This is a genomic window from Candidatus Microthrix subdominans (assembly GCA_016719385.1).
In the GTDB taxonomy this organism is placed as follows: domain Bacteria; phylum Actinomycetota; class Acidimicrobiia; order Acidimicrobiales; family Microtrichaceae; genus Microthrix; species Microthrix subdominans.
This window is the reverse complement of sequence record JADJZA010000009.1, coordinates 1-23,375: the sequence shown is the minus strand read 5'-3', so window position 1 is coordinate 23,375 and position 23,375 is coordinate 1. Positions and strand designations below refer to the sequence as shown.

At 67.3% G+C, this 23,375-nt stretch carries 20 protein-coding genes and 6 pseudogenes; 20 read left to right on the top strand and 6 right to left on the bottom strand.

Annotation, left to right across the window (positions count from 1 at the left end; translation table 11 throughout):
• The first annotated feature begins 102 nt into the window (after positions 1-102).
• Positions 103-588, top strand: a complete 486-nt coding sequence (locus IPN02_16560; protein MBK9298405.1) for an SRPBCC family protein — start codon at positions 103-105, stop codon at positions 586-588.
• A gap of 1 nt (position 589) precedes the next feature.
• On the opposite strand, the gene IPN02_16555 is transcribed toward IPN02_16560, so the two are convergent.
• The 3 genes and pseudogenes from IPN02_16555 to IPN02_16545 form a co-directional block, all read right to left on the bottom strand.
• Entirely contained in the window at positions 590-1,705 is a 1,116-nt protein-coding gene (locus IPN02_16555) for a DUF2855 family protein (GenBank protein MBK9298404.1), read from the bottom strand.
• Between the two features lie 81 nt (positions 1,706-1,786).
• Positions 1,787-2,336 (bottom strand): annotated as a pseudogene (locus tag IPN02_16550) (DUF427 domain-containing protein).
• An 89-nt stretch (positions 2,337-2,425) separates the two neighbouring features.
• Entirely contained in the window at positions 2,426-3,466 is a 1,041-nt protein-coding gene (locus IPN02_16545; protein MBK9298403.1) for an NAD(P)-dependent alcohol dehydrogenase, read from the bottom strand.
• 185 nt (positions 3,467-3,651) lie between these two features.
• Here IPN02_16545 and IPN02_16540 point away from each other — a divergent pair, with 185 nt between their 5' ends.
• From IPN02_16540 to IPN02_16530, 3 genes are read left to right on the top strand one after another with little or no spacing between them, the layout of a single operon-like run.
• Complete coding sequence (locus IPN02_16540) at positions 3,652-4,743, top strand: ABC transporter permease (GenBank protein MBK9298402.1); 1,092 nt, start codon at positions 3,652-3,654, stop codon at positions 4,741-4,743.
• On the top strand, positions 4,736-5,290 hold the full coding sequence (locus IPN02_16535; GenBank protein MBK9298401.1) for an ATP-binding cassette domain-containing protein: 555 nt from the start codon (positions 4,736-4,738) through the stop codon (positions 5,288-5,290). Before IPN02_16540 ends, IPN02_16535 begins: the two co-directional genes overlap by 8 nt.
• Entirely contained in the window at positions 5,235-5,447 is a 213-nt protein-coding gene (locus IPN02_16530) for a hypothetical protein (GenBank protein ID MBK9298400.1), read from the top strand. The genes IPN02_16535 and IPN02_16530 overlap by 56 nt, the downstream gene beginning before the upstream one ends.
• Positions 5,448-5,456: 9 nt before the next feature.
• Here the strand turns inward: IPN02_16530 and IPN02_16525 are convergent, their stop codons facing one another.
• The gene (locus IPN02_16525) at positions 5,457-6,473 is read right to left on the bottom strand and encodes an acyltransferase family protein (GenBank protein MBK9298399.1); all 1,017 of its coding nucleotides are present in this window, start codon (positions 6,471-6,473) and stop codon (positions 5,457-5,459) included.
• Positions 6,474-6,586: 113 nt separating this feature from the next.
• Here IPN02_16525 and IPN02_16520 point away from each other — a divergent pair, with 113 nt between their 5' ends.
• The 8 genes and pseudogenes from IPN02_16520 to IPN02_16485 all read left to right on the top strand — a co-directional run bounded on the left by IPN02_16520 (position 6,587) and on the right by IPN02_16485 (position 13,566).
• Positions 6,587-8,239: a threonine/serine exporter family protein gene (locus tag IPN02_16520; protein ID MBK9298398.1), complete on the top strand. Its 1,653-nt coding sequence runs from the start codon at positions 6,587-6,589 to the stop codon at positions 8,237-8,239.
• Positions 8,240-8,293: 54 nt separating this feature from the next.
• Positions 8,294-8,941 carry a hypothetical protein gene (locus tag IPN02_16515; GenBank protein ID MBK9298397.1) on the top strand — a complete coding sequence of 216 codons (648 nt, stop codon included), beginning with the start codon at positions 8,294-8,296 and terminating at the stop codon, positions 8,939-8,941.
• Positions 8,942-9,320: 379 nt separating this feature from the next.
• Positions 9,321-9,935 (top strand): threonine/serine exporter family protein, encoded by a 615-nt coding sequence (locus tag IPN02_16510; GenBank protein MBK9298396.1) that lies wholly within the window; start codon positions 9,321-9,323, stop codon positions 9,933-9,935.
• Between the two features lie 66 nt (positions 9,936-10,001).
• The gene (locus IPN02_16505; GenBank protein ID MBK9298395.1) at positions 10,002-10,274 is read left to right on the top strand and encodes a hypothetical protein; all 273 of its coding nucleotides are present in this window, start codon (positions 10,002-10,004) and stop codon (positions 10,272-10,274) included.
• A 49-nt stretch (positions 10,275-10,323) separates the two neighbouring features.
• Positions 10,324-10,584, top strand: a complete 261-nt coding sequence (locus tag IPN02_16500; protein ID MBK9298394.1) for a hypothetical protein — start codon at positions 10,324-10,326, stop codon at positions 10,582-10,584.
• A 177-nt stretch (positions 10,585-10,761) separates the two neighbouring features.
• Positions 10,762-10,959, top strand: a pseudogene (locus tag IPN02_16495) (helix-turn-helix transcriptional regulator).
• Positions 10,960-11,055: 96 nt separating this feature from the next.
• A pseudogene (locus tag IPN02_16490) lies at positions 11,056-12,773 on the top strand (SulP family inorganic anion transporter).
• Between the two features lie 247 nt (positions 12,774-13,020).
• On the top strand, positions 13,021-13,566 hold the full coding sequence (locus IPN02_16485) for a DUF2071 domain-containing protein (GenBank protein ID MBK9298393.1): 546 nt from the start codon (positions 13,021-13,023) through the stop codon (positions 13,564-13,566).
• A 455-nt stretch (positions 13,567-14,021) separates the two neighbouring features.
• Here IPN02_16485 and IPN02_16480 read toward each other — a convergent pair whose 3' ends face one another.
• Together IPN02_16480 and IPN02_16475 are read right to left on the bottom strand one after the other, a co-directional pair.
• Positions 14,022-14,450, bottom strand: coding sequence for a GAP family protein (locus IPN02_16480; protein MBK9298392.1), 429 nt, complete (start codon positions 14,448-14,450; stop codon positions 14,022-14,024).
• Positions 14,426-14,695: a GAP family protein gene (locus IPN02_16475; protein MBK9298391.1), complete on the bottom strand. Its 270-nt coding sequence runs from the start codon at positions 14,693-14,695 to the stop codon at positions 14,426-14,428. The genes IPN02_16480 and IPN02_16475 overlap by 25 nt, the downstream gene beginning before the upstream one ends.
• 299 nt (positions 14,696-14,994) lie before the next feature.
• On the opposite strand from IPN02_16475, the pseudogene IPN02_16470 reads away from it, so the two are divergent.
• The 8 genes and pseudogenes from IPN02_16470 (at position 14,995) to IPN02_16435 (ending at position 22,932) form a co-directional block, all read left to right on the top strand.
• Positions 14,995-15,422 (top strand): annotated as a pseudogene (locus IPN02_16470) (FAD-dependent oxidoreductase).
• Positions 15,423-16,214: 792 nt separating this feature from the next.
• A pseudogene (locus tag IPN02_16465) lies at positions 16,215-17,031 on the top strand (NADP-dependent oxidoreductase).
• 1,320 nt (positions 17,032-18,351) lie between these two features.
• A pseudogene (locus tag IPN02_16460) lies at positions 18,352-19,180 on the top strand (acyl-CoA dehydrogenase).
• Positions 19,181-19,240: 60 nt separating this feature from the next.
• A complete protein-coding gene (locus IPN02_16455; GenBank protein MBK9298390.1) occupies positions 19,241-19,582 on the top strand; it encodes a hypothetical protein in 342 nt (113 codons plus the stop codon).
• A 1,105-nt stretch (positions 19,583-20,687) separates the two neighbouring features.
• Positions 20,688-20,840, top strand: a complete 153-nt coding sequence (locus IPN02_16450) for a hypothetical protein (protein MBK9298389.1) — start codon at positions 20,688-20,690, stop codon at positions 20,838-20,840.
• Positions 20,841-20,858: 18 nt separating this feature from the next.
• Positions 20,859-21,230, top strand: coding sequence for an L-serine ammonia-lyase, iron-sulfur-dependent, subunit alpha (locus IPN02_16445; GenBank protein MBK9298388.1), 372 nt, complete (start codon positions 20,859-20,861; stop codon positions 21,228-21,230).
• 829 nt (positions 21,231-22,059) lie between these two features.
• Positions 22,060-22,203 carry a hypothetical protein gene (locus tag IPN02_16440; protein MBK9298387.1) on the top strand — a complete coding sequence of 48 codons (144 nt, stop codon included), beginning with the start codon at positions 22,060-22,062 and terminating at the stop codon, positions 22,201-22,203.
• Positions 22,204-22,683: 480 nt separating this feature from the next.
• Complete coding sequence (locus IPN02_16435) at positions 22,684-22,932, top strand: hypothetical protein (protein MBK9298386.1); 249 nt, start codon at positions 22,684-22,686, stop codon at positions 22,930-22,932.
• Positions 22,933-23,375: the final 443 nt, after the last annotated feature.

Here is a 23,375-nt window from a genome sequence, read left to right as displayed (position 1 = left end):
CCGGTTCGGTTGCGGCCGGGTTTGATCAGAGAGGGTGGCGCTGGACGGCGAATCAGTCGCAGCGACCGTGGAGCGGCTCAGCTCCGCCGGTAGCATTCGTTCGTGTCTACAGCGCCCCCACATGCCGCCCGCGTCAGTTGTTGGGTGCTCCGGCCGATCGACGAGGTGTTCGACGCCCTCTCCGATCCCGAGACCTACCCAACCTGGCTGGTCGGTTGCCGGGCGATCCGCTCGGTTGACGATGACTGGCCGAGTGAGGGCGCGCACTTTCATCACCGGGTGGGCCTGGTCGGCCCTCTGACGGTCAACGACAGCTCCGAGATCCTCGAGATCGACCGACCCGGGCATCTGGCGCTGGAAGTGCGGTTCCGTCCGGCCGGCCGAGGTCGGGTGGACTTCTGGCTGGCGAGCGACCCCGCACCCGACGGCAGCGTCCGCACCCGCATCGACATGGACGAGGCCCCGATCGGTCTGATCGCTCCAACGGCGCCGTTGCTCGGCCCGTTGACCAAGGGCCGTAACCGAGCATCGCTGAACAGCTTTGTGGCCTACCTCAACGAGCACCCCAGCAGGCACGGCCCAACGTAGGTCAGCGCAACGAGACGATCCGGCCGATGTTCGGCGGCACGACCCCTGCGTGAACCTCGGCCCACGTTGTCGCTGTGGCCTCGGGGCCGAACGAGCGATCGACGTCGAGCCAGTCCCGTGAGCCCTCGACGAAAGTCCGAAGCCCCGCCGCCGATCGTTCCTGAAGCTCAGCCTGGTCGGTGCCACCCCTGGTGAGCTGGCTCATCGCCGTCGGCGCAAAGAACACCTCCGGCTTCGGGCCCTTGTCGGGCCGGGCCGGGGGAGCGTCGTGGTGGCTGCGCCCGACCAGCATCGAATGGGCCAAGGCATCACCCAGGTTCCCATGAAGAGCTCGCGTCGCCGGGCCGTTGCCGGCCATGTCGATCGCAACCGCCGGACCGGGGGCGATCGAGGCGATCTCGTCGTAGGTGACCACATCGCTGTATCGATCCAGCCCACGCACGAAGTCGACGTTGCCCGGCGACGTGACCCCGATCAAGGCATCGAGCCCACGCTGCGACGCACAGTCCGCGAAGGCGATGGCGGTCTTCGACGAGGCCGACAACACGACCGCGCGGCGGGCACCGAACCAGTCGTTGTGCTCGAAGAACGCATCGGCGAGAAAGCCGGTGAGAAAGAGGCCGCGCAGGAGTGCCTGCCGGTCCTCCAGGTCGCCCAGTTCCACCGCATCAACAAACCCGGTCGGAGCGAGGGGATCGGTGCGGGTGTCCTCGAAGGTGCGGTACACCGGGGCATGGGCGTGGCGGTGCTCACCGTCGTCGCGGAGCCCGTGCCGGGTGGGAGTAACGGAGAGGTCGACCGTCCCAACCATCGGGAACCAGCCGTAATAACGCCCGCCCGCCTCGACATCGGGGTGCGCCGAAGCGGTGACGTCGGCCCACCCCATCGCCGGTACCCGGCCCCAGGTGTCGTCACCGGTGGGGTAGAAGTCCCAGTAGCCCAACATGTCGCCCATCTCGGCGTACGTGACCGTGTTGGCTGTGATCGCCAGCCGGTCCACCCGCATGCGCACCTGTCCGTCGGGCAGGTCGTCGGCATCGGGCAGGGTGTCGGTGACCAGCCTGGTGACCGAGGTGTCGCCCCGATCGACCTCGAGTGCGTCGGTGGTCGTGGTCATCGCGTGCTCCTGATCATCGTGTGCCTTGTTCCTCGCTTCGAGGGGCCGCTCACTTCCCGAGAACCCACCCTGCCCCAAGGCCTACCAGCCGGAGGTGCCGGGCTCACCCTTGAACGGGCCGACCACGTCGTCGGTGATCCACCCGCCGTAGAAGCCGCCCGCCTGGGCGCGCACCGTTTCGCCATCGACGCTGCAGGCAACACGGCCGGGATAGAACGAGACCCACCCGGCCTGGTCGGCGAACTCCGGATAGGGGGTTGGGGTAGCGCCAGGCGACGGGCTCGGTGGTGCCGGCCACCGCCAGGTACTCGGCGGCGCCTTTCCACTCGCAGTGTGACGAGCCGCTCGTCGGAACCAGGCGCCCGGGTAGCACCGACTCGGGCGGCAGATAGAAGGCCGGCGGGTGGGACGTTTCGAGCACCCGCACCGACGTGGCCGATCGGGCAACCAGGTCACCGAGGTGGGCGACCTCGATCGAGCGTCCGTCGGGCACGACCGCCGGCGGCCGCGGGTAGTCCCACACCGACTCCTGATCGGTGCCGGGTTCCTCGGCAAACGGCGGGCGGTCTCGGCCTCGGTGCTTCCACTGGTCGCGAGCTTGTTGAAGCCAGGTGGGCGGGTCGGAGGACATGGCGAAAGGCTAACGACGAGCAGGCGGATGAGCCGGGCGGGTCGGTCAACGATGCGGCGACACGACCGGGGTTCGCCCAACGACATCGTTCACTCGGGAACGGCCACCAGGCGACCGTTGACGTCGCCTCGGGCGAGGCGCTCGTACGCCGCCGGCACCTCGGCGATCGGGACGCGCTCGACCTCGGCGCGGATCAGGCCCCGTTCGGCCAGCTCGAGCACCTCGATCAGCTCGGAGATGCTGCCCCAATAGGTCGACGCCAGCGAGGCCTCGTAGGGGACGGTGAAGAAGCTGAACGGGTAGGAGCCACCGCCGATGCCGACGATGGTGATGTGGCCGAGCGATCGACCGCTGGCGACGGCCAGCTGCATGGTCGCCTCGTTGCCGACAAAGTCGAGCACCACGTCGGCACCCTTGCCCCCGGTGAGCTCGGCGATCTCGGGGGCGGCGGACTCGCCTGCGGTGACCGTGTGTTCGGCACCGGCCGAGGCGGCCATGTCGAGCGCCGATCGGCGTGTGTCCACCGCAATCACCGTGGCCCCGGTGAGCACCTCGAGCAGTTGGACGCCCATGTAGCCGAGGCCACCGACACCGATCACGACGACGGAGGACCCCGGCACCAACAGACCGAGCGACCGCTTGATCGCGTGGTAGGGCGTCAGAGCGGCGTCGGTGAGGGGCGCCGCCTGCACCGGGTCCAAGTCACCGAGGGGCAGGAGGTGGCGGGGGTCCTCGACCAGCATGTACCGCGCCATGCCGCCATCGGTGCCCAGGCCTGCCGCCATCGAGGTGAGCTCGCCCTGGCGCTCGCAATAGTTCTCCAGCCCCTGGATGCAGCGGCGGCACTGGCCGCAACCGGTAGGGCCATAGACGGCGACCGGCTGGCCGACTTCCAGCCTGGAGACGCCGGCGCCCAACGCCTCCACCCAACCCGCGTTCTCGTGACCGAGGGTGAAGGGTGGCTCGAAGGGCACCATGCCCGACTCAAAGTCGTGGATGAGGTGCAGGTCGGAGTGGCACAGGCCGGCGCCACCCACCCGCACCAGCACCTGGCCTGGACCGGGTTCGGGCTCGGGGACGTCACGCACCTCGGGGTCGTGCTTCCATTGGGTGAGCTGAACGGCATCCATGCGATCGGACTCCTCTGGCTGGTCGTGGAGTACCAGGCAACCACATCGAGCTCGCCGCTGCTGGCGAGACGGCCAGACCCGTGCGGTTTCCTACAACTCTCCCTATCGGCTTGGGGCGGCCCGCCAATGGGTAAGGTGTCACAAAGAGGTACGTCCATGACCTTCATCGGGCTTGTGGGCACAACGTGAGCGCCCGTCGAATGCGGGCCGCCCTCACCGCTGGGGCGGTGGCGATCGGCGTCATGGCCGTGGTCGCGCTCGGGACGCTGACGTCCAGCCTGGAGCAGTCGGCCACGGGATTCCTGAAAGCGGGCAACGCCGACTTCACCATCGCCCAGAAGCACACCGACAGCCTGCTGAACTCGCTGATCTCCAGCGACGACATCGCCTCCATCGCCAAGGTTGACGGCGTCGAGGATTCCATCGGTGCCCTCATCGAGCTCGATAAGTACGACGCCGGCCACCCCACCGTTGTCCAGGTCGGCCTCGCACCCGATGCCCAAAAGCGATTCGGGGTCGTCGTTCTCGAAGGACGCTCCTACGCCGCCCAAAGCGAAACCGAGGTCATGTTGGGCTACACACTGGCCGAATCGATCGACAAAAAGACCGGCGACACCCTGACGATGGACGGCCATCAGTACCGCGTGACCGGCCTGTACCGGACCAACGGCGTCTCGTACGGCAACTCCACGATGATGTTCCCGCTGGCGGCGCTGCAGGGCCGCTACCAGGCAGCCGGCCAGGTGACACTGGGGTTCGTCAAGCTGGCCCCGGGGGCCAGCTCTGCGCAGGTCCGCGAGTCGATCGACACGAAGTTCCCCCAGTTGGCCACGGTGAACAGCGAAACCGACTTCGGGCGGGTGGACAACACCTTGGTGTTGATTTCGGCGGGAAACACCGGCGGATCCATCCTCGCAGCGGTGATCGCCATCACCGGCGTGTTGAACACCTCCCTCCTGTCATTCTTCGAACGCATCAGAGAGTTCGGCGTGCTCCGATCCATCGGGTGGACCCGACGACGGATCGTGTCGCTCGTCCTCGGCGAGTCGCTGATCGTCAGCCTCGTCGGCGCCACCATCGGCGTTTTCCTTGGCTGGGTGGCGATCAACCTGCTGCAAAATCTCCCGGAGCTGAGGGGTGTTTTCCACCCGATCTACACGGCTTCGATCTTCACCAGGTCGCTGGTGTTCGCCATCGGCGTGGCTTTCCTCGGAGCGATCTACCCTGCGCTTCGAGCTGCGTTCCTCTCTCCCGTGGAGGCGATGCGTCGTGAATAAGGATTGGCACTCCGAGGTCGACGGCGATCACGGCGGAGAGCCGCTGGTAACCGTTCGCGATCTGGTCCGCACCTTCGGCAATGACCGCGTGATCGACGGCGTGTCCTTCGACATCAAGGCGGGGGAGTTCGTGGCGATCTCTGGACCGTCGGGCTCGGGCAAGACCACCCTGTTGCACCTGCTCGCTGCGTTGGATCGCCCGGACACCGGCACGATCCGGGTCGCCGGTCACGACCTGGTCCACCTGCACCGGCTCACCGAGTACCGCCGCAACCAGATCGGCCTCGTGTTCCAACTGCACAACCTCATCCCCCGGCTGACCTCGCGCCAGAACGTTGCCATCGCCATGTTCGGAACCGGTCTCGGCCACCGCGAACGCGCCCGCAGGGCCGAGGAGCTGTTGGCGACCGTCGGTCTCGCACACCGCGCTGGTTCGAAACCTCCGACGATGTCCGGGGGCGAACGGCAGCGGGTTGCAGGTGGCCCGAGCCTTGGCCAACGAGCCGGCTCTGCTGCTCGCCGACGAACCGACCGGCAGCCTCGATGACGATTCGGCGGCGTTGGTGCTCGACCTGTTCGACGACCTCCGCGCCCGGACGGGGCTGACCTTGCTGGCCGCCAGCCACGATCCACGGCTCAACGAGCGCTCCGACCGGCTGCTCCGGCTGGCCGACGGCCACATCGCCTCTGTCGAGACGCCGTGAGCGACCCGGCTATGGCACCGGCACCGATTTTGCAAACTCGACAGGCTCAACCAAGGGCTGAGTCAATCGGCGCACCGGTCGAGTCATCACCACGAGTACGAACGGGATAATTGCGAGACTCACCGAGACCGACACCGCTGCGTTGGAATCGGTTCGCGGGATCAACCAGTAGATGATGAACTCGGTGACCGGCAGATGAAGCAAGTAGGCGTACAACGTGAACCGACCAAGGCCTGACAAAGACCCGACCCGCCGGGTAGGTACGAGCGAAACGACTGCCAAAGCAACCACGATTCCTGCTGCTGCGACGAGTAGACGAAGACCGGCGCCACTGACGAAGTCCCGACCAAGCTCGTCGTAACTTCGCGACTGATGCAGCCAGAGATAGTTGTACTGCTGGGCTCGCGGCCACACGACCACCACGGTGGCGACGAGGAGCGCAGCGGAAGCGACGCGAACCCAAGGACGACGCAGGTGAGGTTCCAAGCGGGGCAGAACCAGCATGCCGAACAGGAACGCTGGGAAGAAGGCAAACGTGCGAACAAGCGACCACCAGTTGGGCAGCAGTCCGCTGAGGACCAGACCCAACAGCGCCAGTGGCCACACGAGTCGATCAAACGATCGCCAGCGACCAACGGGCACCACCATGAGACGCCAAAAGAAGAGGGAGACCAAGAACCACAGGCCGTATGGAAGGTGTCCGAATGCTACGAACGGAGGCCCGCTTACCTTGCTCAAAACAAACAGATCAACGAGAAAGAAGAACGCGAAGGGTATGAGGAGTTGACCCCAACCCTTTCGGAATGTAGCGTCAAAAGACGCTCGAGGTCGAACAAACCGCCCGGCCAGCATAATGAACAGTGGCATGTGAAAGATATAAATCACAAACGAAATGTTGGACGAAGTTCCCGGGAACGCTCCACGTCCGATTCCCCAGTGCCCGGCAACCACAATAAACATGGCGACCAGACGCATGTTATCGTGCCAAGCCGAACGTTCGGCCGTAGCTTTGGCAGGTTCGGGCATAGCGCACTGTAACAACGGCTGAAGTCGCCGGATCCTTCTGGCGGGTCGGCGCACGGCAGCAGCGGCACGCAGGCGACTGCCAAACCGGGCTCGCCGTACCTACGATGCTCGACATGGCGATGGATAGGAACCAGGCAGAGTGGCCTCGACGGCTTTGCGTCGCCCTCGGCGCTCCGATGGCGCTGATGTTGGTGTTGTTGTTGCCGGCCGCAGCCTCGGTCCAACACGGCCGCCCCGTGGAATCGCTCCAGACCGACGAGACTTCAACAACCCGGGGCCAGCCCATCGACGACGAGGGACAGCCAGACGGCGCTGCCACGACGGTGGAATCCCGGCCGACGACAACAGACGTGCAGCCCGGGGCAAGCGCCCCACCGATGAGCACACCATCTGACGGGGCACCCTCAAGCGTCCCGGCGACCGATGCCCCGACGACCGCTGCACCATCGACCTCTCCTCCGTCGAGCATCGCACGCACCACCGAAGCACCCGCCACCGAGGAAGCTCCGACAACCGACGCCCCGACGACACAACCCGGCGAAGATCAAACCGACCGAGAGCTTCCGACCCCCGACGACGGCCGCACACGGCGGAGCCGGCCGGCCCAGGTCAAGAGTTCGACGATACCGATCAGCTCGATACTGTTGGCGGTGCTCGTCCTGGTCGTCATCGGCGTCGTGGCCCGGGTACTCAACCGGCGCCGGCCGGCTGATGGCAGAGCCGCCGGCGATGGAGCGGCCGATGATCTTCTGGTCGTCGCCGAGCCCCAGGACGACGATGAGGCAGCACCGCCGCCCGACGTTCAGACCCTCGCCCTCCTGCTCGAGCTGGGGCGGGTCCTCATCAGTACTGGGGTCGCCGTCTCGATGGTCGAGTCCACCTTGAGGAGGGTGGCCGTACTTCATGGCATCGACGACCTTGGCACCATCATCCTCCCAACCTCGCTCGTCCTCTCGATTCCCGGCGGGGGTGAGGTACAGACCGAGGCTGGGGCCGTCGACCCAGCGCCGCTGCGGCTCGACCAGATGGCCGACGTCACCAACCTGGTCCGGTGCCTGACACACACCTCGATCTCGGTCGAGCAGGCTCAGGCGGAACTGCGACGAATCCAGCGGTCCAACCCCCCGTTCTCGCCGTCGCTGAGGGTGGCCGGCTACTTCCTGACGACGGTCGGCCTCGTGCTCATCTTGAACGGAACCTGGAAGGAACTCCTCGTCGGCGGGGCGGTGGGCGCCGCCGTCGGGCTGACCCTCGTGGCAACCCGCCACATCACCGCCTCGTGGTACGTCCCATTCCAACCGCTCGTCGCAGCGCTGGCCTCTTCGATCGCTGCGTTCACCGCAGCTCACCTCATCGGCGATTTCCGGGTGGTGCCCGCATTGGTGGCCCCGCTGGTGACGATGCTCCCCGGGTCAAAGCTGACGATGGGTGTGATCGAGCTCGTCACCGGCCACCTGGTCGCCGGTACGGCTCGCGTCGCCTCAGGACTGATGCAACTCGTGCTGCTCGCCCTGGGCATCGTCGCGGGCGCGCAGTTGGTCGGCGTCGCCGGTGAAGGCCTGCGAACCGGCGCGGCTTCCAGCCTGCTTGGCATGATCGCCCCATGGGTGGGCATTGCCGTGATGAGTGTCGGTGTCGTCTGGTTTAACGGCGTGAGGCGCTCGTCGCGCTGGTGGATGATGGCCGTGCTCTACGTCGCCTACGCGGGCCAGGTGCTCGGTGCCCTCTTCTTCGGCGGGGCGCTCTCGGCGTTCTTCGAGCGGTAGCGATGACCCCGTCGCTGTTCTGCGTCCCGACAGGCATCGGGAGCAAGCCCGCTGGTGACCTTCTTCCCAGCGTTCTGGATGCTCGTCCCCGGTGCGCTCGGCCTGCAGGGGGTATCGATGCTGCTCGGTCCGCTCGGCTCGAACGCCGCAAGCACCCTCGTCACCACGCTGATATCGATGATCGGGGTCTCCCTCGGCATCCTGGTGGGGCTGGCGTTCATCGGCCGAGACCCGGATCAGGCGTGGTTTGGAGACATGCGCTCGGCCGATGACAGCCCCGCCGACAGCTGGGCGTTCGCCTTGAGGGGCTGCAGCCGGGGTGTTCGCATCCTCATCGTTGCATCGCTGGCGCTGGTGTTCGTCGAAGTGCTCACCGCTGCCGGCTCCGGCCATCACGGCAGCCCGGTAGGGCCCAACGGATCGGCCGCAAAGTGGAGCTACCGGCAACCCGACGACCAGGAGGACCAGCCCGACGGCAGCGCCCCGACGACCTCGGAACGCCAGGAGCCGACCACCGACGGCGCTTCCAGGGGAGAGGACACTCCGGCGGGCGCACCACAGGTGGAGGGGACACCGGACACCGACCCACCGACGCGGAGACGCCGGCGAGTGAAGTACCGGCGACCATGCCGGGGGCGAGCCAACCGTCGACGACCGGACAACCGCCGAGCACGGCGCCCACCAGGGCACCCCCGACGATGACGGAGCCCGGTCCCGAGGAATCGAACCCAGAGGAGGAGCCAGGGCGGGACGGCGCGGGCGCAGACGGCGAACCGGACCGAGACGAGGTACCGGGCCGGGACGACGCGGGCGCAGACGCAGACAAGGAAGACCGCGAGGACGAGGGGAGCAGCAGAACCAGCCGGCCGGCCCAGGTTCGGAGCTCCAACGTCCCCATCGGCTCGATCCTGTTGGCCGTGTTCGTCCTGGTCGTCATCGGCGTCGCCACTCGGGTGATCCTGCGGCGTCAGCCTGACGGACCCATCGTCGCCGAGGAAGCGCCGGATCATCTCCGACCCGCGACCACACCCCCAGACGCGATGAGACCGCGGCGCAACTCAACGTCCGAACCCTCGACCTCCTGCTCGAGCTGGGCCGGGTTCTCATCAGGTCGGGAGTCGCGGTTTCGATGGTTGCATCCACCTTGGAGCGGGTGGCCAACCGTTACGGCATCGACAACCTCGGAACCATCGTGTTCCCTACCTCGTTGGTGCTGTCGATTCCCAACGAGAACAGTGTCCACACCGAGGCTGCCGCTGCCGACACCGCACCGTTGCGGCTTGACCAGATGGACGACGTCACCAACCTGATCCAACGCGTCACGCGCACTTCGATGACCGTCGATGAGGCTCGGGCGGAGTTGGAACGGATTCAGCAGTCCGACCCGCAGTTCACGCCCAAGGTGAGGGTGGGCGGCTACATCCTGGCGACGATTGGCCTCGTGCTTCTCTTGCATGGCACCTGGAAGGAACTCCTCGTCGGTGGGGCCCTGGGTGCCCCCATCGGCTCGGTGTTCGTGTGGACCCGGGGCATCACCGCTTCGTGGTACGTCTCGTTCCAGCCTCTGGTCGCGGCGCTGACCGCCTCGATCGGGGTGTTCACCGCAGTCCACTTCATCAGCGATTTTCGGGTCATCCCTGCGTTGATAGCTCCGCTGGTCATGCTGATGCAGGGAACAAAGCTCACGATGGGGTGATCGAACTCCTCACCGGCGACTTGGTTGCCGGCACGTCACGAGTGGCCTCCGGGATCACTGCAGCTCGTGCTGCTTGGGTTCGGCATCGTCGCCGGCGCTCAGTTGGTCGGCGTCGAAGGAAGCGGTCTTTCAACCGGGGAGGCGTCGAGCATCATCGGCACGATCGCACCGTGGGTGGGCGTCGCCGTATTCGGCATCGGCATCATTTGGTACAACGGTGGGTCCCGCTCGTCACGCTGGTGGTTGCTCGGCATGCTCTACCTGGCTTATGCGGCTCAGGTGCTCGGGCCCTTTTTCTTCGGCGGGGCCCTCTCGTCGTTCTTCGGAGCGGTGCGTTGACCCCTTTGCGGCGCTCGCCACCCGGCACTCGTCCGCACCAAGCCCGCTGGTGATCTTCCTGCCCGCCTTCAGGATTCTGGTCCCCGGGTCGCTCGGCCTGCAGGGGGTCACGATGTTGCTCGGTCCGCTCGGCTCGAACGGCCTGACCACCCTGGCCACCACGTTGACGTCGATGATCGGGATCTCCCTCGGCGTTCTGCTCGGGCTGAGCTTTGTCGAGCGAGACCCGGATCGGGCGTGGTTTGGCGACGTGAGCGCCGCCAATGACGTCCCGGCCGAGGAGACCGCCACACCTGCCGAACCCACTTGACGGGCGGCCAACCGCCACGGCGTGCATCGCCTGACGGCACAGCATGGGCGCTGGTTAACATACCGCTGACCTAACTTTTATTGGCAGATAGAAGAAACGCAGTCATGGCGCCCATCGGAACTGAGCAGCAAGCCGGAGCGCCGGTATTCGAGGTGAAGGCGCAACTTTTTCAAGGCCCTGGCACATCCGGTTCGCGTCCGAGTGCTCGAGGTACTGGCGGCCGGCGCGGAGTACCCGGTGGGAGTACTGGCGGACGAGGTCGAGGTCGAGGCCCCGCACCTGTCCCAGCAACTGGCGATTCTCCGCCGGGCCGGCCTGGTCAACGCCCGTCGGGAGGCGACGACGGTCTTCTACGCGCTGAAGGATCCGCTCATGGGTGGAGCTGTTGGCGGTCGCCCGCCGGCTGTGGATCTCCAACCTGGAGGAGACCCGGGACCTTCTTCAAGGACTCACCCAGGATCAGGACGGCCGATGAGCCAGCCCGAGGAGCCCACGAGCCGGCCAATCGTGCGACCCAGCGACGGGATCCGCACCGGGCGATCGTTCTGGTTGTGGCTGGGGGAGCTGTTGCCCCAGCGGTCGGACTACGACGGCCTGTCGACGTCGTGGCGTGGCGACATCGTCGCCGGGTTCACCGTTGGCGTCGTGGCTCTGCCGCCGGCGTTGGCGTTCGGTATCGCCTCCGGGCTGAGCGCTCAGGCTGGTTTGGTGACGGCGATCATCGCCGGTCTGGTTGCCGCGGTGTTTGGTGGATCGAGCGTGCAGGTGTCCGGGTCCGACCGGCGCCATGACGGTGGTGTTGGTGCCGATCGTGGCCCGCCACGGCGTCGAAGCGGTGTTCGTGGTGGGCTTGCTGGCGGGGACTGTGATCGTGGCGGCCGGCGCCGCCAAGTTCGGCCGCTACCTGGCGTTCATCCCGTGGCCGGTGATCGAAGGTTCACCCTGGGGGATCGCCGTCATCATCTTCCTGCAGCAGGTGCCCGCCGCCCTGGGGGTGCCCAAACCGAAGGGGGAGAACACGGCGGCGGTGGCGGTTCGGGCGGTGGGCGAGGCCGTCGGCGGGGGAGGGATGTGGTGGGCCTTCGGCCTGGTCGCACTGGTGGTCGCCATCATGGTGGGGGTACCCCGCATCCATCGGGGAATACCCGCCTCGCTCCTCGCAGTCGTGGCGGCCACCATCGTCGCCCGGCTCGGCGGCGCCGACGTCGGCGTGATCGGGGCGTTGCCGTCGTCGCTGCCCACCCCCTCGTTGCCGGCATTCGACGCCGGAGTCGTCTCCGACCTGTTCGGTGCGGTGCTGGCGGTGGCGGCTCTGGCTGCGCTGGAGAGCCTGCTGTCGGCCAAGGTCGCCGACGGATGGCTGGGGGGGGCGACACGATCCCAACCGAGAGCTGATCGGCCAGGGCCTGGCCAACATGATCGTGCCGCTGTTCGGCGGGGTGCCGCCACCGGGGCGATCGCCCGGACCGCGGTGAACGTCAAGGCGGGTGCCCACACCCGGGTGGCTTCGATCGTCCACTCGCTGGTGCTGATCGCGGTCGTGTTCGTCGGGTCTGGACTGGTGGCCGAGATCCCGCTGGCCGCCCCTTGCGGGGGTGCTCATCGTGACGGCCGTGCGCATGGTCGACGTCGGAAACGTCGCCACGGTCGCACGTGCGACCAGGTCTGATGGGGTCATCCTGGCGGTGACGGCGGTGGTGACCGTCGGGTTCGATCTGATCCTGGCCGTGCAGGTGGGAATGGCGGCGGCCGCGGTGTTGGCGCTGCGTCAGCTGGCGCGCACGTCGGTGCCCGGTCGCCGAGCCGTTGCCGCTGCTCGACGCCGACACCGCCTCTGCCGCTCCGGGCCGAACACATCGTGTCCTATCGCCTGGACGGGGCGCTGTTCTTCGGTGCGGTGCAACGCCCTTCTGGCGAGCTGGCCTCGATCGACGAGGTGCGGGTGGTGATCCTGTGCCTCCCCCGGGCTGCAGATGCTCGACGCAACCGGGGCGCAGGCCTTGGGCGAGATCATCGACGAGCTCGAGCGACGCAACGTCACCGTGCTGTTGAAGGGCCCACGCCCGGAGCATCTTCGGATCCTGCAAGAGGTAGGGGCGATCGACCGCCTTGCCCACGAGCTTCTTTTCGACGACTTGGACGAGGCCATCGCCCACGCCGTGATCCATGCCGAACGGGTCGCCGGCTGATGGCCTCGACCAGGGTAGCACCGCCGCACCGCGGCACCCCGGGACGATCGCCGAGCACCCCACCCCCGGAGCCTGTCATCGCCGATCCTCCCCTGACCGGCCGAACGATCATGCGCCAACAGGGCCGAGCTGGCCTACTTCCATTGGGCCTACGAGCCCGAGGTGGTCCAGCGGCTGCTCCCGCCGACATCACTGTCGATACCTTTGACGGACGAGCCTGGGGGGCTGATCCTTCGAGATGCGCCGGGTGCGTTGGGCCCACGCCCCCGATCCCTGGTTGGGGGACTTCACCGAGATCAACGTCCGCACCTACGTGACCGATGCGCTCGGCCGCCGAGGCGTGTGGTTCTTCTCGCTTGACGTGCCCCGTTCGCCGATCGTCGCAGTGGCGCGCGCAGCCTTTGCGTTGCCCTACTGCTGGGCGAAGACGCGCCACGAGCGTGACGCCGACCGCCAGCGCTACACGATGAGGAGGCGCTGGCCCAGAAGCTCCGAAGCCGAGGCCGACCTGGCTCTCGTGTCGGCACCCGCCTCGGTACGACGAGGTCGGCGACCTGGAGCACTTTCTGTCCGCTCGTTGGGCTCTGCTCACCTGTCGGCGCCGCCAACTGCTCTACGGCCGGGTGGACCACCAGCGCTGGCCCCTCCACCGTGTCGACGAAGTCGACATCGACCAACCGGTCGTCGAGGCCGCCGGGTTGCCCAGGCCCGAGGGCAGCCCCATGCCATGTACTCGCCCGCCGTCGACGTTCAGGTGGCTCGGTTCTCCAAGGTGTCCGGCCCGGCGGTTTGACCCCGCTCAGGAGCCGACGGTCGACGGTTGCCAGTTCGTTGATGCGGCGCAGCGCCAGCGCGCAGATCGCCAGGTACGGCGCCACCGCAAGCGGGACCCCGAACCTCGCCCGGCACCGGTCGGCACCGAGCGACTCCACCGAGTGTGCGGTAGCGGGGAGCCCGGCAACCTTCCACGCCCAGGCGGTGTTGGCCTCGAACTCGGTGATCGTGAAGCTCAGGTCGACCCCGACTGCGGTGGTGACCCTGCCGGTCGCACCCAATGAGAGCGCCTTGCCGTCGAGGGTGGCGCTGCGCACCGGGATGGCCCCAGTCCGGCCACCGCTCCAAGTCGCACAACAGCTGCCACACCACCGGCGCCGGGGGCGTCGATGTCGCGATGGGTCCAGAGCCGCCTCATCGACCCAACGTACCGCTCGAACTTGTCGAACGGAAGCGGCGATGCGCCGACCAGCGCTACCCCCCCAACGCCCCCACGCCCTGCCCGAGCAGTTTTGCTCCCAGCACGAGCAGCAGGATCATCATGATCGCCGAGTTGTGTGCAGACATGAAGTCCTTGATCGAGCCGAGCGGGCCGGCGGCACGTTCGCTCGCGACCAGGTAGAACAGCACCGGTCCGGCGACCGTCAGCGAACCGATGATGACGAACACCGCCATCGTGACGGCGCTGTCGGCACCGCTCAGCCCGGCCTGAGCGACGCTGGCAGCCGCTGCGGCGGTGAGGGCCAGGTTCTTCGGGTTCACCCCGGAGAGCAGCGCCGAGCCCGAGCGACTTGCCTGGCGTGAAGGTGTCGATGGTCGCCATCCATTTGGGCAACTCCCGCTTCCTCGCCGGGCCGAGGACGCGAAGCGCCACTGCTTCAGGGCGAGAAGCAGGAAGAGCACCCCCCACCACCACCTGGAACCAGTTCACGCCGGTTGATGGCGCTGTCCGGATCCGATGCTCCGGACGTCGGGGCCAGGACGATGGCCGAGGCGATCACCAGCCCGGCGATCCAGCCGATGGCGAACATCGAGCCGGTGCTGCGGGCCTTGGGGGTGCCCAGCATGAGGATGACGGCGATGATCGGGACTGGGCTGAGCGCCACGCCCAACGCCGACGGGAGTAGGTCACCAATAGCTTGGATCATGGCTGGGCCACCTCGGTTTGGGGTTCCGGTCTGGCGTGGGACGGGAGGGTTGTCCCGCCTGCCCGACCTTCGTGAAAAGTACTCGAAGCAGCCGGCAGCGCCTTGGCTTTCTGTGCCCACGACGATCAGTTGTCACCGACCGACCCCGTTCGGGCAGCGACGGTGCGTCCGTGGCAGTCTGCACCCGGCGCAGGATCGGCGGGCGCGGAAGGAGCCCACGTGTGTAGACCTTCTCATGGCGCCGCTCATCAGCTGCCCGAACGGACCGAGGTCGCCATCGTCGCGCAGGTCTCGCCGGGCTGGCAGCGGCGCGCCAGCTCACCCAGGCCGGCCGGGACGTCGTCGTGCTCGAGGCATCCGATGGCGTCGGGGGGGTGCGCACCGACCTGGTCGACGGGTTTCGGCTCGACCGCGCTTCCAGGTGCTGCTGACCGCCCATCCGGGAGCTGGAGAGGCAGTTCGATGTCGACCCTCCGAGTTGCGCCGCTTCGAGCCGGGCGCCTGGTGTGGAACGGCACCGCGATGCACCTGGTCGGCGATCCGATCGTCGGCCCCGCACCTGGTGGAAAAACCGGCTCCGCCCCGGATCGGCACGATCGCCGACAAGGCCAGGCTGCTGCGCCAGCGGGATCGCCTGGGACGAACCTCGGGGTCGGACCTGTTGCGCCAGAACGATGTGTCCACATCCGAAGCGCTGCGTGGCGGCGAGGCTTCAGTCAACGAATGATCACGGGTTCTTTCGGCCGTTCGTCGGCGGATCCAGCTCGATCCGGCGCTTCAGAGCCAGCCGACGCATGTTCGACGTGGTGTTGAAGAGCCTGTTCGCCGGAGCGGCTGCAGTGCCCGCCGGTGGGATGCAGGCCATCCCGAACCAGCTGGCGAGCGGTCCCCGCTGGGACGGTCCACCTCGACGCCAAAGTGGGGGCGGTGCGAGCGGCGAGGTGGTGCTCGTCGACGATGGCCGTGCACTGGCAGCCGACCGCGTGATCGTCGCCGCCGAGGGTCCCGGCGCGGCGGCGCTGCTCAGCCTGCCCATCGTCGGGTCGAAGTCGGCATCGTGCGTGTGGTTCGGCGCTGCACCGCCGCGATCCTGGACCGCTACATCGTCGTGGACGGAACCGGACGCGGCCCCGCCCCAACATCGCCGTGATGACCAACGTCGCCCCGAGTGCGGCCCGGCCGGATCGGCACTGATCTCCGCCGCCTGCCCCGGCGTCGATGACGCCCACCTCGGAGCCCGCCGTCCGGTCCCCGCTGCGCAGCATCTGGGGTCCCACGGTCGACTCGTGGACCCACCTGCGCACCGACGCCATCGCTCACGGTCAACCCGAACAGCGGCCCCCATTCGCCCCGAAGCAGCGGGGCGCTCGCTAGGGAGACGGACTGTCGTCTGCAGGCGACCACCGCGACACCGTCCATCCAGGGGCCGCTGTACTCGGTCGGCGCTGCGCCGAGGCGGTGCTCAGCCTGGCGTAGTTCTCCCGGGAATCGGTCGACGTCGGCACGTACACTCGCCGCGATGAACGAGACGAACCGCCAGGTTGTGTTGCGGCCGCCCTCAGGGCTGGTCGCCGATGAGAACGTCGAGCTCGTCGAGACCGACGTACCAGCGTTGGGCGACGGCGAGGCGCTGGTACGGACCAGCCTGGTGGGGATCGATGCGGCGGTGCGCACTTGGCTGGACGATCAGCCGGGCTACCCCGCCGGTGCAGCTGGGCGAAGTGGTCCGTGCCGCCACGGTGGGCGAGGTGGTCGCCACCAACTGCGAGGCCTACCAGGTCGGCGACGTCGTCACCACCCTCGGCGGCTTCAGCGACTACTCGATCGCCCGCGATCGACCTTGGTGGTACACGACCGAGTGTGCCAAAGCGGCGGCCGCGGGCGAAAAGAAGGAGCGCCGGCATCGATCGTGCCGGGTTGCTCGCCTGTTCGGCTCGACCGGGGGGACCGCCCATCGTCGGTGGCCGACATCGGCAGCCTCCGGCGGGGCAGACCGTGCTGGTCAGCGCAGCGGCCGGCGCCACCGGGTCGATCGCCGGTCCGCTGGCCAAGGCGGTGGCGCGGGTGGTCAGGCTGGCCGGCTCCGACGAGAGTTGCACCGCCGTCGTCGACGACTTCGGATTCGACGCCTGCATCAACTACCGCACCGCCGACCTGCGGGCGGCGCCGAGTTCGGAGCAGTGCCCCGATCGCATCGACGTGTACTTCGACAACGTCGGCGGGCCCATCCTCGACGCGCAGCACTCGGCCGGCTGGCCATGAACGCACGGGTGGTGCTGTGCGGCGTGATCTCCAGCTACGTCTCAGGCGAGCAACTGACCCGGCCAACTACGTAAACTGCTGGGCGATGCGGGCGCCAGATGGAAGGGTTAACGCTCTCGACCACTGGGCCGCTTCGACGAGGCCAACGCCGAGGCAGGTCGGCTCTTCGGCGCTGGGGCGCTGGTGCACCGCAGCCAAGTGTTCGAGGGCTTCGACCAGGCGGTGCCGGCGGTGAAGGCCCTGTCGCGCCACCCACATCGGGGAGAGTTGCCGTCCTAAACCTTCTGCGGCCGGGCGAGGAGTTTCGGCGGCCCAGTCCGTCGATCCAGGGTAACCAGCGAGGGCCCCCAACGCCGCCGGTGCGCAGCGATGTCCTTCAGTCTCCCGGTCCAGTTCGGAGGCAACAGACGAAGCGGGTCGCCCGCTATGAGGCCTCGGCGGTTTGCTGTCGATCAAGGCCCTGTAACGGACCTGCCCGCACGTTAGCCAGCTTCATGAGGGCAGCCGACAACCTGTTCAGGAACGGCGGCCACTGCAAGTTTGAGAGGACCTGTGATCGCGTCGCACGTGTTCGACATCGCCGACTCCGGCCGGGCATGCAGCGTCAGGCGCCGACTTCAGGAACCGATCGCGACCAGGCTGGCGGCGGGTGCTCTCGATCAGCGTCAAGCCTTTTACGCCGGAAGGTCGAGATGGCACAGGGGCTGGGCGTCTGGGCGGCCTGTTGGGTGGAGTGGCCCGGCTTGGGTGCCGGCCATGGAAGGTGAACGTCAGAAGTTCATCCCGAGATGGAAGTCGCCCCGGCACTGGGTGGGGCCGCTGACGAGCTGCTGCCCGCCCACCTGCCGGACGGAGCAGCCGTAGAGGTCCTGGGGAGAGCACGGACACGACGGGGCGTAATCTGGGTTGTATTTCTCGACCGAACCCGAGTTTCAGGGGCCTGGAGTTGACGTGGGAGCGGTTCTGCCGACGGACGTTAGGTCGAACCGCCGAGCTGGACTTCCAGTAGTCGTGGCCGGTGACGGGACGGGGGACCCCCAGCCGAGGTCGTTGGTGCAGGGAGCTTCAGGCGGCCCAGGTGGGGGCGGACGCCAGGGCCTTTCAGAGGCGCTACTGATGAGTAGCCTCGGCGGGTTGGTCCGGCCAGCTGAGGTAGGCCTGCTGGACGGCGATCGAGGCCGGCTCGGGCGATGAGGGAAGACCCTCGGGCTAGGGGGCCCTGGAGATCGAGAAACAGGGATGCGCGCCGGCGAAGTCACCCGACCGGCCGTGGTAGCGCTGGGGAGGTGGCCCTGATGCTCAACCAGGAGCGAGTGCGCCGGGGTTCCGATGGCGATGACCCTACCCCTGGGCCAGCTGACCGAACATAGCTGAGTTGGCACCACCCAGGGCCGGTGAAGGACGGCGACGAGTGTGATCAACGGCGAGAAGTGGTTTACCAGCGCCGGGCGGGTGGCCGACCTGCTGTTCGTCATAGCACCAACGGCATGTTCGTCGTACCGGAAAACCCCGGCGTCGAGATCATGCCTGAGCCCCGCAACCATAACCACATCTACAACGACGTGCGCATCCCCGCCGATCACCTGCTCGACCCGAGGACGGCGCCAAGGTAAGCACCCAGCGCTGCTTGGGCGGCGGACGGATCCACTACGCCATGCGGCACGATCAGCCAGTGCAAGCTGCCTTCGATATGATGCGAGCGTGCGCTTCAGTCGCGAATCACACGGCGCAAGATCATCGGCGACCACCAGATGGTGCAGGAGAAGATCGCCGACAGCTACGCCTCGATTCGAATGTTGGTGGTTGCTCGTGTTGGAGACCGCCTGGAAGATCGACAACACGAGCATTTCCAGGAGGCGCGCATCGACATCGCCGCCGTGAAGTTCACGATGGCCAAGGTGCTGCGCGGTGGGTGTCGTTCAACGCGCCGTACATCCTCGGTTCGCTCGGTATCGACCAACCTCATCTTTGTGCCGCAGGCGATGTACGCCATCGCACCGACGATGGGCATCGCTGATGGGGTGCACGAGGTGCGACAAGGCCACGGTCGCCCGCAACGTGTTGAAGGGCTACCGACCCCACGAAGGCAATTGGCCCACCGAATACCTCCTCCTACAGCGCCAGGCGGCCTGGGAGGCCTTCGAGCCGCGCGTCGCCGAGGATCCGCAGCTGCGCGAGATGGCGGAGGGATACGCTCCGGACATCGCCAAAAAGGGTTGCTGAGGCTCGACCTCCGGTGACGTGGATGAACTCCCGAATCGTGGCCCTGATCGCTCGCGCTGGTTGCGATCGCCTTCTTGTGGCGCCTACGCGCTGAGCTGGATCGTCGAGGACGGCAACGTGCAGGGCCTGCTCACCGACACCGGAGCGCTCGGGTTGATCATCTTCGTGGTGGTGATGTGGGTGACCCAGCCCTTCGGTGCCGGGAGTTTCGTCTACATGGCGCCGGCGGGCATGGTGCGGCTGTTTCCACTGGCGATCGCGCTTGTCGTGGATCGGCAACATGGGGGGTCGAGCTACCTGGCTTGCGCCTTCGCCCGATGGGTCGCCCGGGATTGGGTGAAGGCCCGCATCCTGCCCAGGGGATGCACGTCGTCGACGCGTTATTGGTTGAGGGCGGGTTGACGCCGATCGTCGGGCGGCAGGCTCGTAATCGCCCGGGCTGGTTTCGCCGCCTCGCCGACTGGCTGGCGACCAGGGTGGGCACGCCCACCTTCTCTCGGCACCGGCATCGGCATCATCCCCGGGCGGTGGTTGCGGCAGAAGTCGGCGGCGGCCCGATCCGCTTTCTCTCTAACCCGCCCGCAGCGACCGCCGTTCCCGGCGGTCGCTGCGCTGGCGACTGGCGTCACGGCCTGATGCTGTGGCGCGGCGGCATCGACGGGAGGCCGACTGGTTGGGAGGCCCCATTAGACCAAAGCTCCAGCCTGATCGCAACCACGGACGGCGAACGTTGCGGGTCTGGGTGTGTTGGCTAAGGGGCCTGATGGAAGTGCCCAGCGTGTTCGACATGTTGAAGGTGGGTATCGGGCCGTCCGGTTTCCCACACGCTCGGGCCTCCGTGGCGGGCAATCCAGGCGCTGGTTGGCCGAGTTGACGAGTCACGCGATGAGGACGGTAGGCCTGCCGCAGTCGAACGGATCCAGGTGCACCTCTATGGCTCCTCGGCTCCTCACCGGGCCGAGGCCACGCCACCGATCAGGCGATTGCCTTGGCGCTGCTCGGCCACGACCCCGGTGACGGTCGACGTCGACGACATTGCCAACCTGCGGCGGTGCTCCATCGACGGTCGCTCAGCTTGACGGACGCTCTGCCCCAATCGCCTTCGACCTGACCTGACAGCGTGTTCCACCCCGACGAGTGCTCTCCTCGGGGCACGCCAACGCCATGACGTGCGTGGCAAGCGCCGGGGTCGCTCGCTGAAATCGACCTACTTCGGTGGGGAGGTTTCGTGCTGCGACATGACGGGCTGGGTAACGACGAACTCGGCGAGGCGGGAACCGACCGGACACGCAGGCGTCAGGCCGACCTGCGGTAATTTCACTCCAGCGACCTGACGACTTGCGCCCCACTGCGTCGCAACAGAGGGGCGCATCGCCGACGTGGTGTGGGCAAACGAACTGGCGGGGCGCAACAACGAGCGGATCCGAGCCGGTCTGGACGACGGGGCGGGTGATGGTCGAGGCGTGTACCGCGGCTGCCATGGGGTCAGGCACCCTGCCCGGCGGGCTTGGGGTCCAGCGCCGAGCGGCGCCGCCGTGGTGCGGCTGCTGCTCAGCGAGGACCGGATCGACGACGACTCCCCTTCGCCGAGGAGAACTCGGTCGACGTCTGGCTGGCGCGGATCCGGGGCGGCGACCACGACTTCGGCCAGGTGCTGTAGCGGATCAGCGCGCTTATGATGGCGACCAACGAGGAGAACGTCAACCTGGGCCGGGTCGTCACCGCCGCCCACCAACGGCGCCGCTGGCGCTGCATCCTGGTCAAAGGTCGTGTATTACCTGTGCTCGCTGACGACGCCGACGACCGTTCGGCCCCGACACCCGGACCGTGGTTCACGACTTCCCGCTGGTCGCCGGCGAGGTCGGTGATGTTGTTCAAGAAGGGCGCTACGATTTCGGCGGCGATGGGCGGCTGCATGGCTGAAGTGGGGTGTCGAGCGCCGTGGCGGCGGCTGTGCAGCGCCTACCGAGGCGATGGGCGGCACCCTGACCAGGCGCTCATGGCGGCCGAGATTGCTGCGGAGCACCACCTGCGACGTGTGACCCGGTGAAGCGGCCTGGTGCAGGTGCCCTGCATCGAACGCAACACGATGGGGCGGTCAAAGCGATCAACGCCGCCGGTTTCCGGCGATCGCCGGCGATCCGGCGGCGGCTCGGGTGACCTCACCGAGGTGATCGACGATGCGCGCATACCGCCGAGTCGATGTCGGACCGCTTCAAGGAGACGTCGCGGGGCATGGGTTGGCGGTCAACGTGTCGGTGCGGGTTCCGGAGTGTTGAACCGCCCACGTCGACGTCCCCGAAACGATTTCGACCGGGTGGTTGCATTCCTGCCGGGCATCGTTGTTAGGCTCCCTTGCAACAGGCCGGACGCATCCTTGATGGCCGCCCGACCCCACGAGAACGCACGTTGGAGGCCGCAGGTGTTACAGACGTTCCTCACCGACTGCGAGAGGGCCTCGAGGCAGCTCTGGTTGTCAGCATCCTGTTGACCTTCCTGGTCCGTGCCGAGCGGCGTGCGACCGCATCGCAGCACCGTGGGGCGGCGTGGGGAATGGCGATCCTCCTGTCGTTCGGGTTCTGGAGCGGTGTTGCATTTCACCTCGGCCTCGATGAGCTTCGAGGCCCAGGAGGCCTTCGGCGAGATCCTGTCGATCGTGGCGGTCGGGTTCGTCACCTGGATGGTGTTCTGATGAAGCGGGCCTCGCGCACGATCAAGGGCGACCTGCACGGAAAGATGGAAGCCGCCCCCGCCGGGCGCTGCCGGAGTGTTCCTGGCGGCGCTGCTGGCCGTCGATAGGGAGGGCCTCGAAACCGGCCCCGTTCCTCTACCCGACCTTTCAGGCCCAAGGGGCGGGGGCAGCGCCGGCGATCGGCGCCGTGCTCGGCATTGGCATCGGTGGTCGTCGCCGGCGTCTTCATCTATCGCGGCACGGTGCGAAGGAACTGGCGGCGTTCTTCAAGTTCACCGGTGCCGCGCTGATCGTGATCGCTGCGGGGGTGTTTCGCTCACGGGTGCATTGACCCGCAGGAGGCGGGGTATCGTGCCCGGCCTCAACACGCTGGCCTGGGACCTGCAGGGTTACGACGTCACCAAGCTGGTACGGCGCCGTGGTTGGCGGCATCTTCAACCTCGGCCCGCAGATGACCGTAGCCGGAGGTGATCACCTACGTCGGCTACCTCGTCCCGACGATGTTCCTGTTCCCTGCGGCAGCCCGCAGCCTCAGAGCCGTCGACCGGCGAGCCTATCGCCGGTCCAGGCCGACACCGCCCTCGCCGTCGCCCCAATCGGCGGCAGTCGCACACCGACCCTGTCCACATCCCCTCCGGAGCGCCCATGTTGAAGTCCACCTGCGCCAAGCCGGGTCCCTTGCTGTCGCCCTGATCACTGCCAGCGCAATTGATGTCCGCCTGTTCGGGTGAAGCGGCAGATATCCTGGCCACGGTCATCGGCACTGACGACGCCTGCACGCTCGAGAACGACATCATCGAGGCCGGGCAAGGTGGGCTTCGAGTTCACCAACGACGGTAAGAAGGTGTCGGACGGATACGTCCCTAACGGCGACGGTGACGTGATGGGCGAGGTGGAGAGCGTCATCACCGGTAAGTCCTGCACGCACTGTGGACCTGGTCGCCGGCGACTACCAGGTGAAGTGCAAGCCGGGCATGACCGGCGACGGATCACGTCGGACTTCACGGTCACCGGCGAGGGCGGCACCGCCTGCCGAACCCGACCGACGATCAACGTCTGACGTTATCGACTCCCCACTCTACGAGGACCTCGATCTCACCGACATCACCGCCGGCACGACAATCCGATTTGAAATGACCAACACCGGCGACCAGCCCCACGAATTTGAGGTACTCGGACCAGGCGGCGAGGCGATCGGCGAGTTTTTTGGTGCCACCGACCCGGGAGAGACCGGCGGGCAACCGCGACCTTCGCCGCCGGGGCAAGCACACCTACCAGGGCATCCCGATCGACCCGGCGACCGGCAAAGAAGCACTCGATGCTGCGCGGCTGGCACCTTCAGCGTGGCGCCGGCCTAGCTTCGAGGGCGGCACCGGGCCCTTTCCGCGCTGCCAAGATCGAACCATGATCTCGATCGACCTCAGATTCAACGGTCCGACCGATTGTGGGCAATGGCGGCGTCCGCCGGGCGATTTGCCGAAAGGGTCAACCTGCTGGTCGCCT

Bases quoted from the DNA above. Each gene is read 5' to 3' on its own strand.
- IPN02_16520 (MBK9298398.1), top strand. From the start codon at position 6,587: ATGGCGATGGATAGGAACCAGGCAGAGTGGCCTCGACGGCTTTGCGTC.
- IPN02_16475 (MBK9298391.1), bottom strand. From the start codon at position 14,695: ATGATCCAAGCTATTGGTGACCTACTCCCGTCGGCGTTGGGCGTGGCG.
- IPN02_16525 (MBK9298399.1), bottom strand. From the start codon at position 6,473: ATGCCCGAACCTGCCAAAGCTACGGCCGAACGTTCGGCTTGGCACGAT.
- IPN02_16545 (MBK9298403.1), bottom strand. From the start codon at position 3,466: ATGGATGCCGTTCAGCTCACCCAATGGAAGCACGACCCCGAGGTGCGT.
- IPN02_16445 (MBK9298388.1), top strand. From the start codon at position 20,859: ATGGCGACCAACGAGGAGAACGTCAACCTGGGCCGGGTCGTCACCGCC.
- IPN02_16555 (MBK9298404.1), bottom strand. From the start codon at position 1,705: ATGACCACGACCACCGACGCACTCGAGGTCGATCGGGGCGACACCTCG.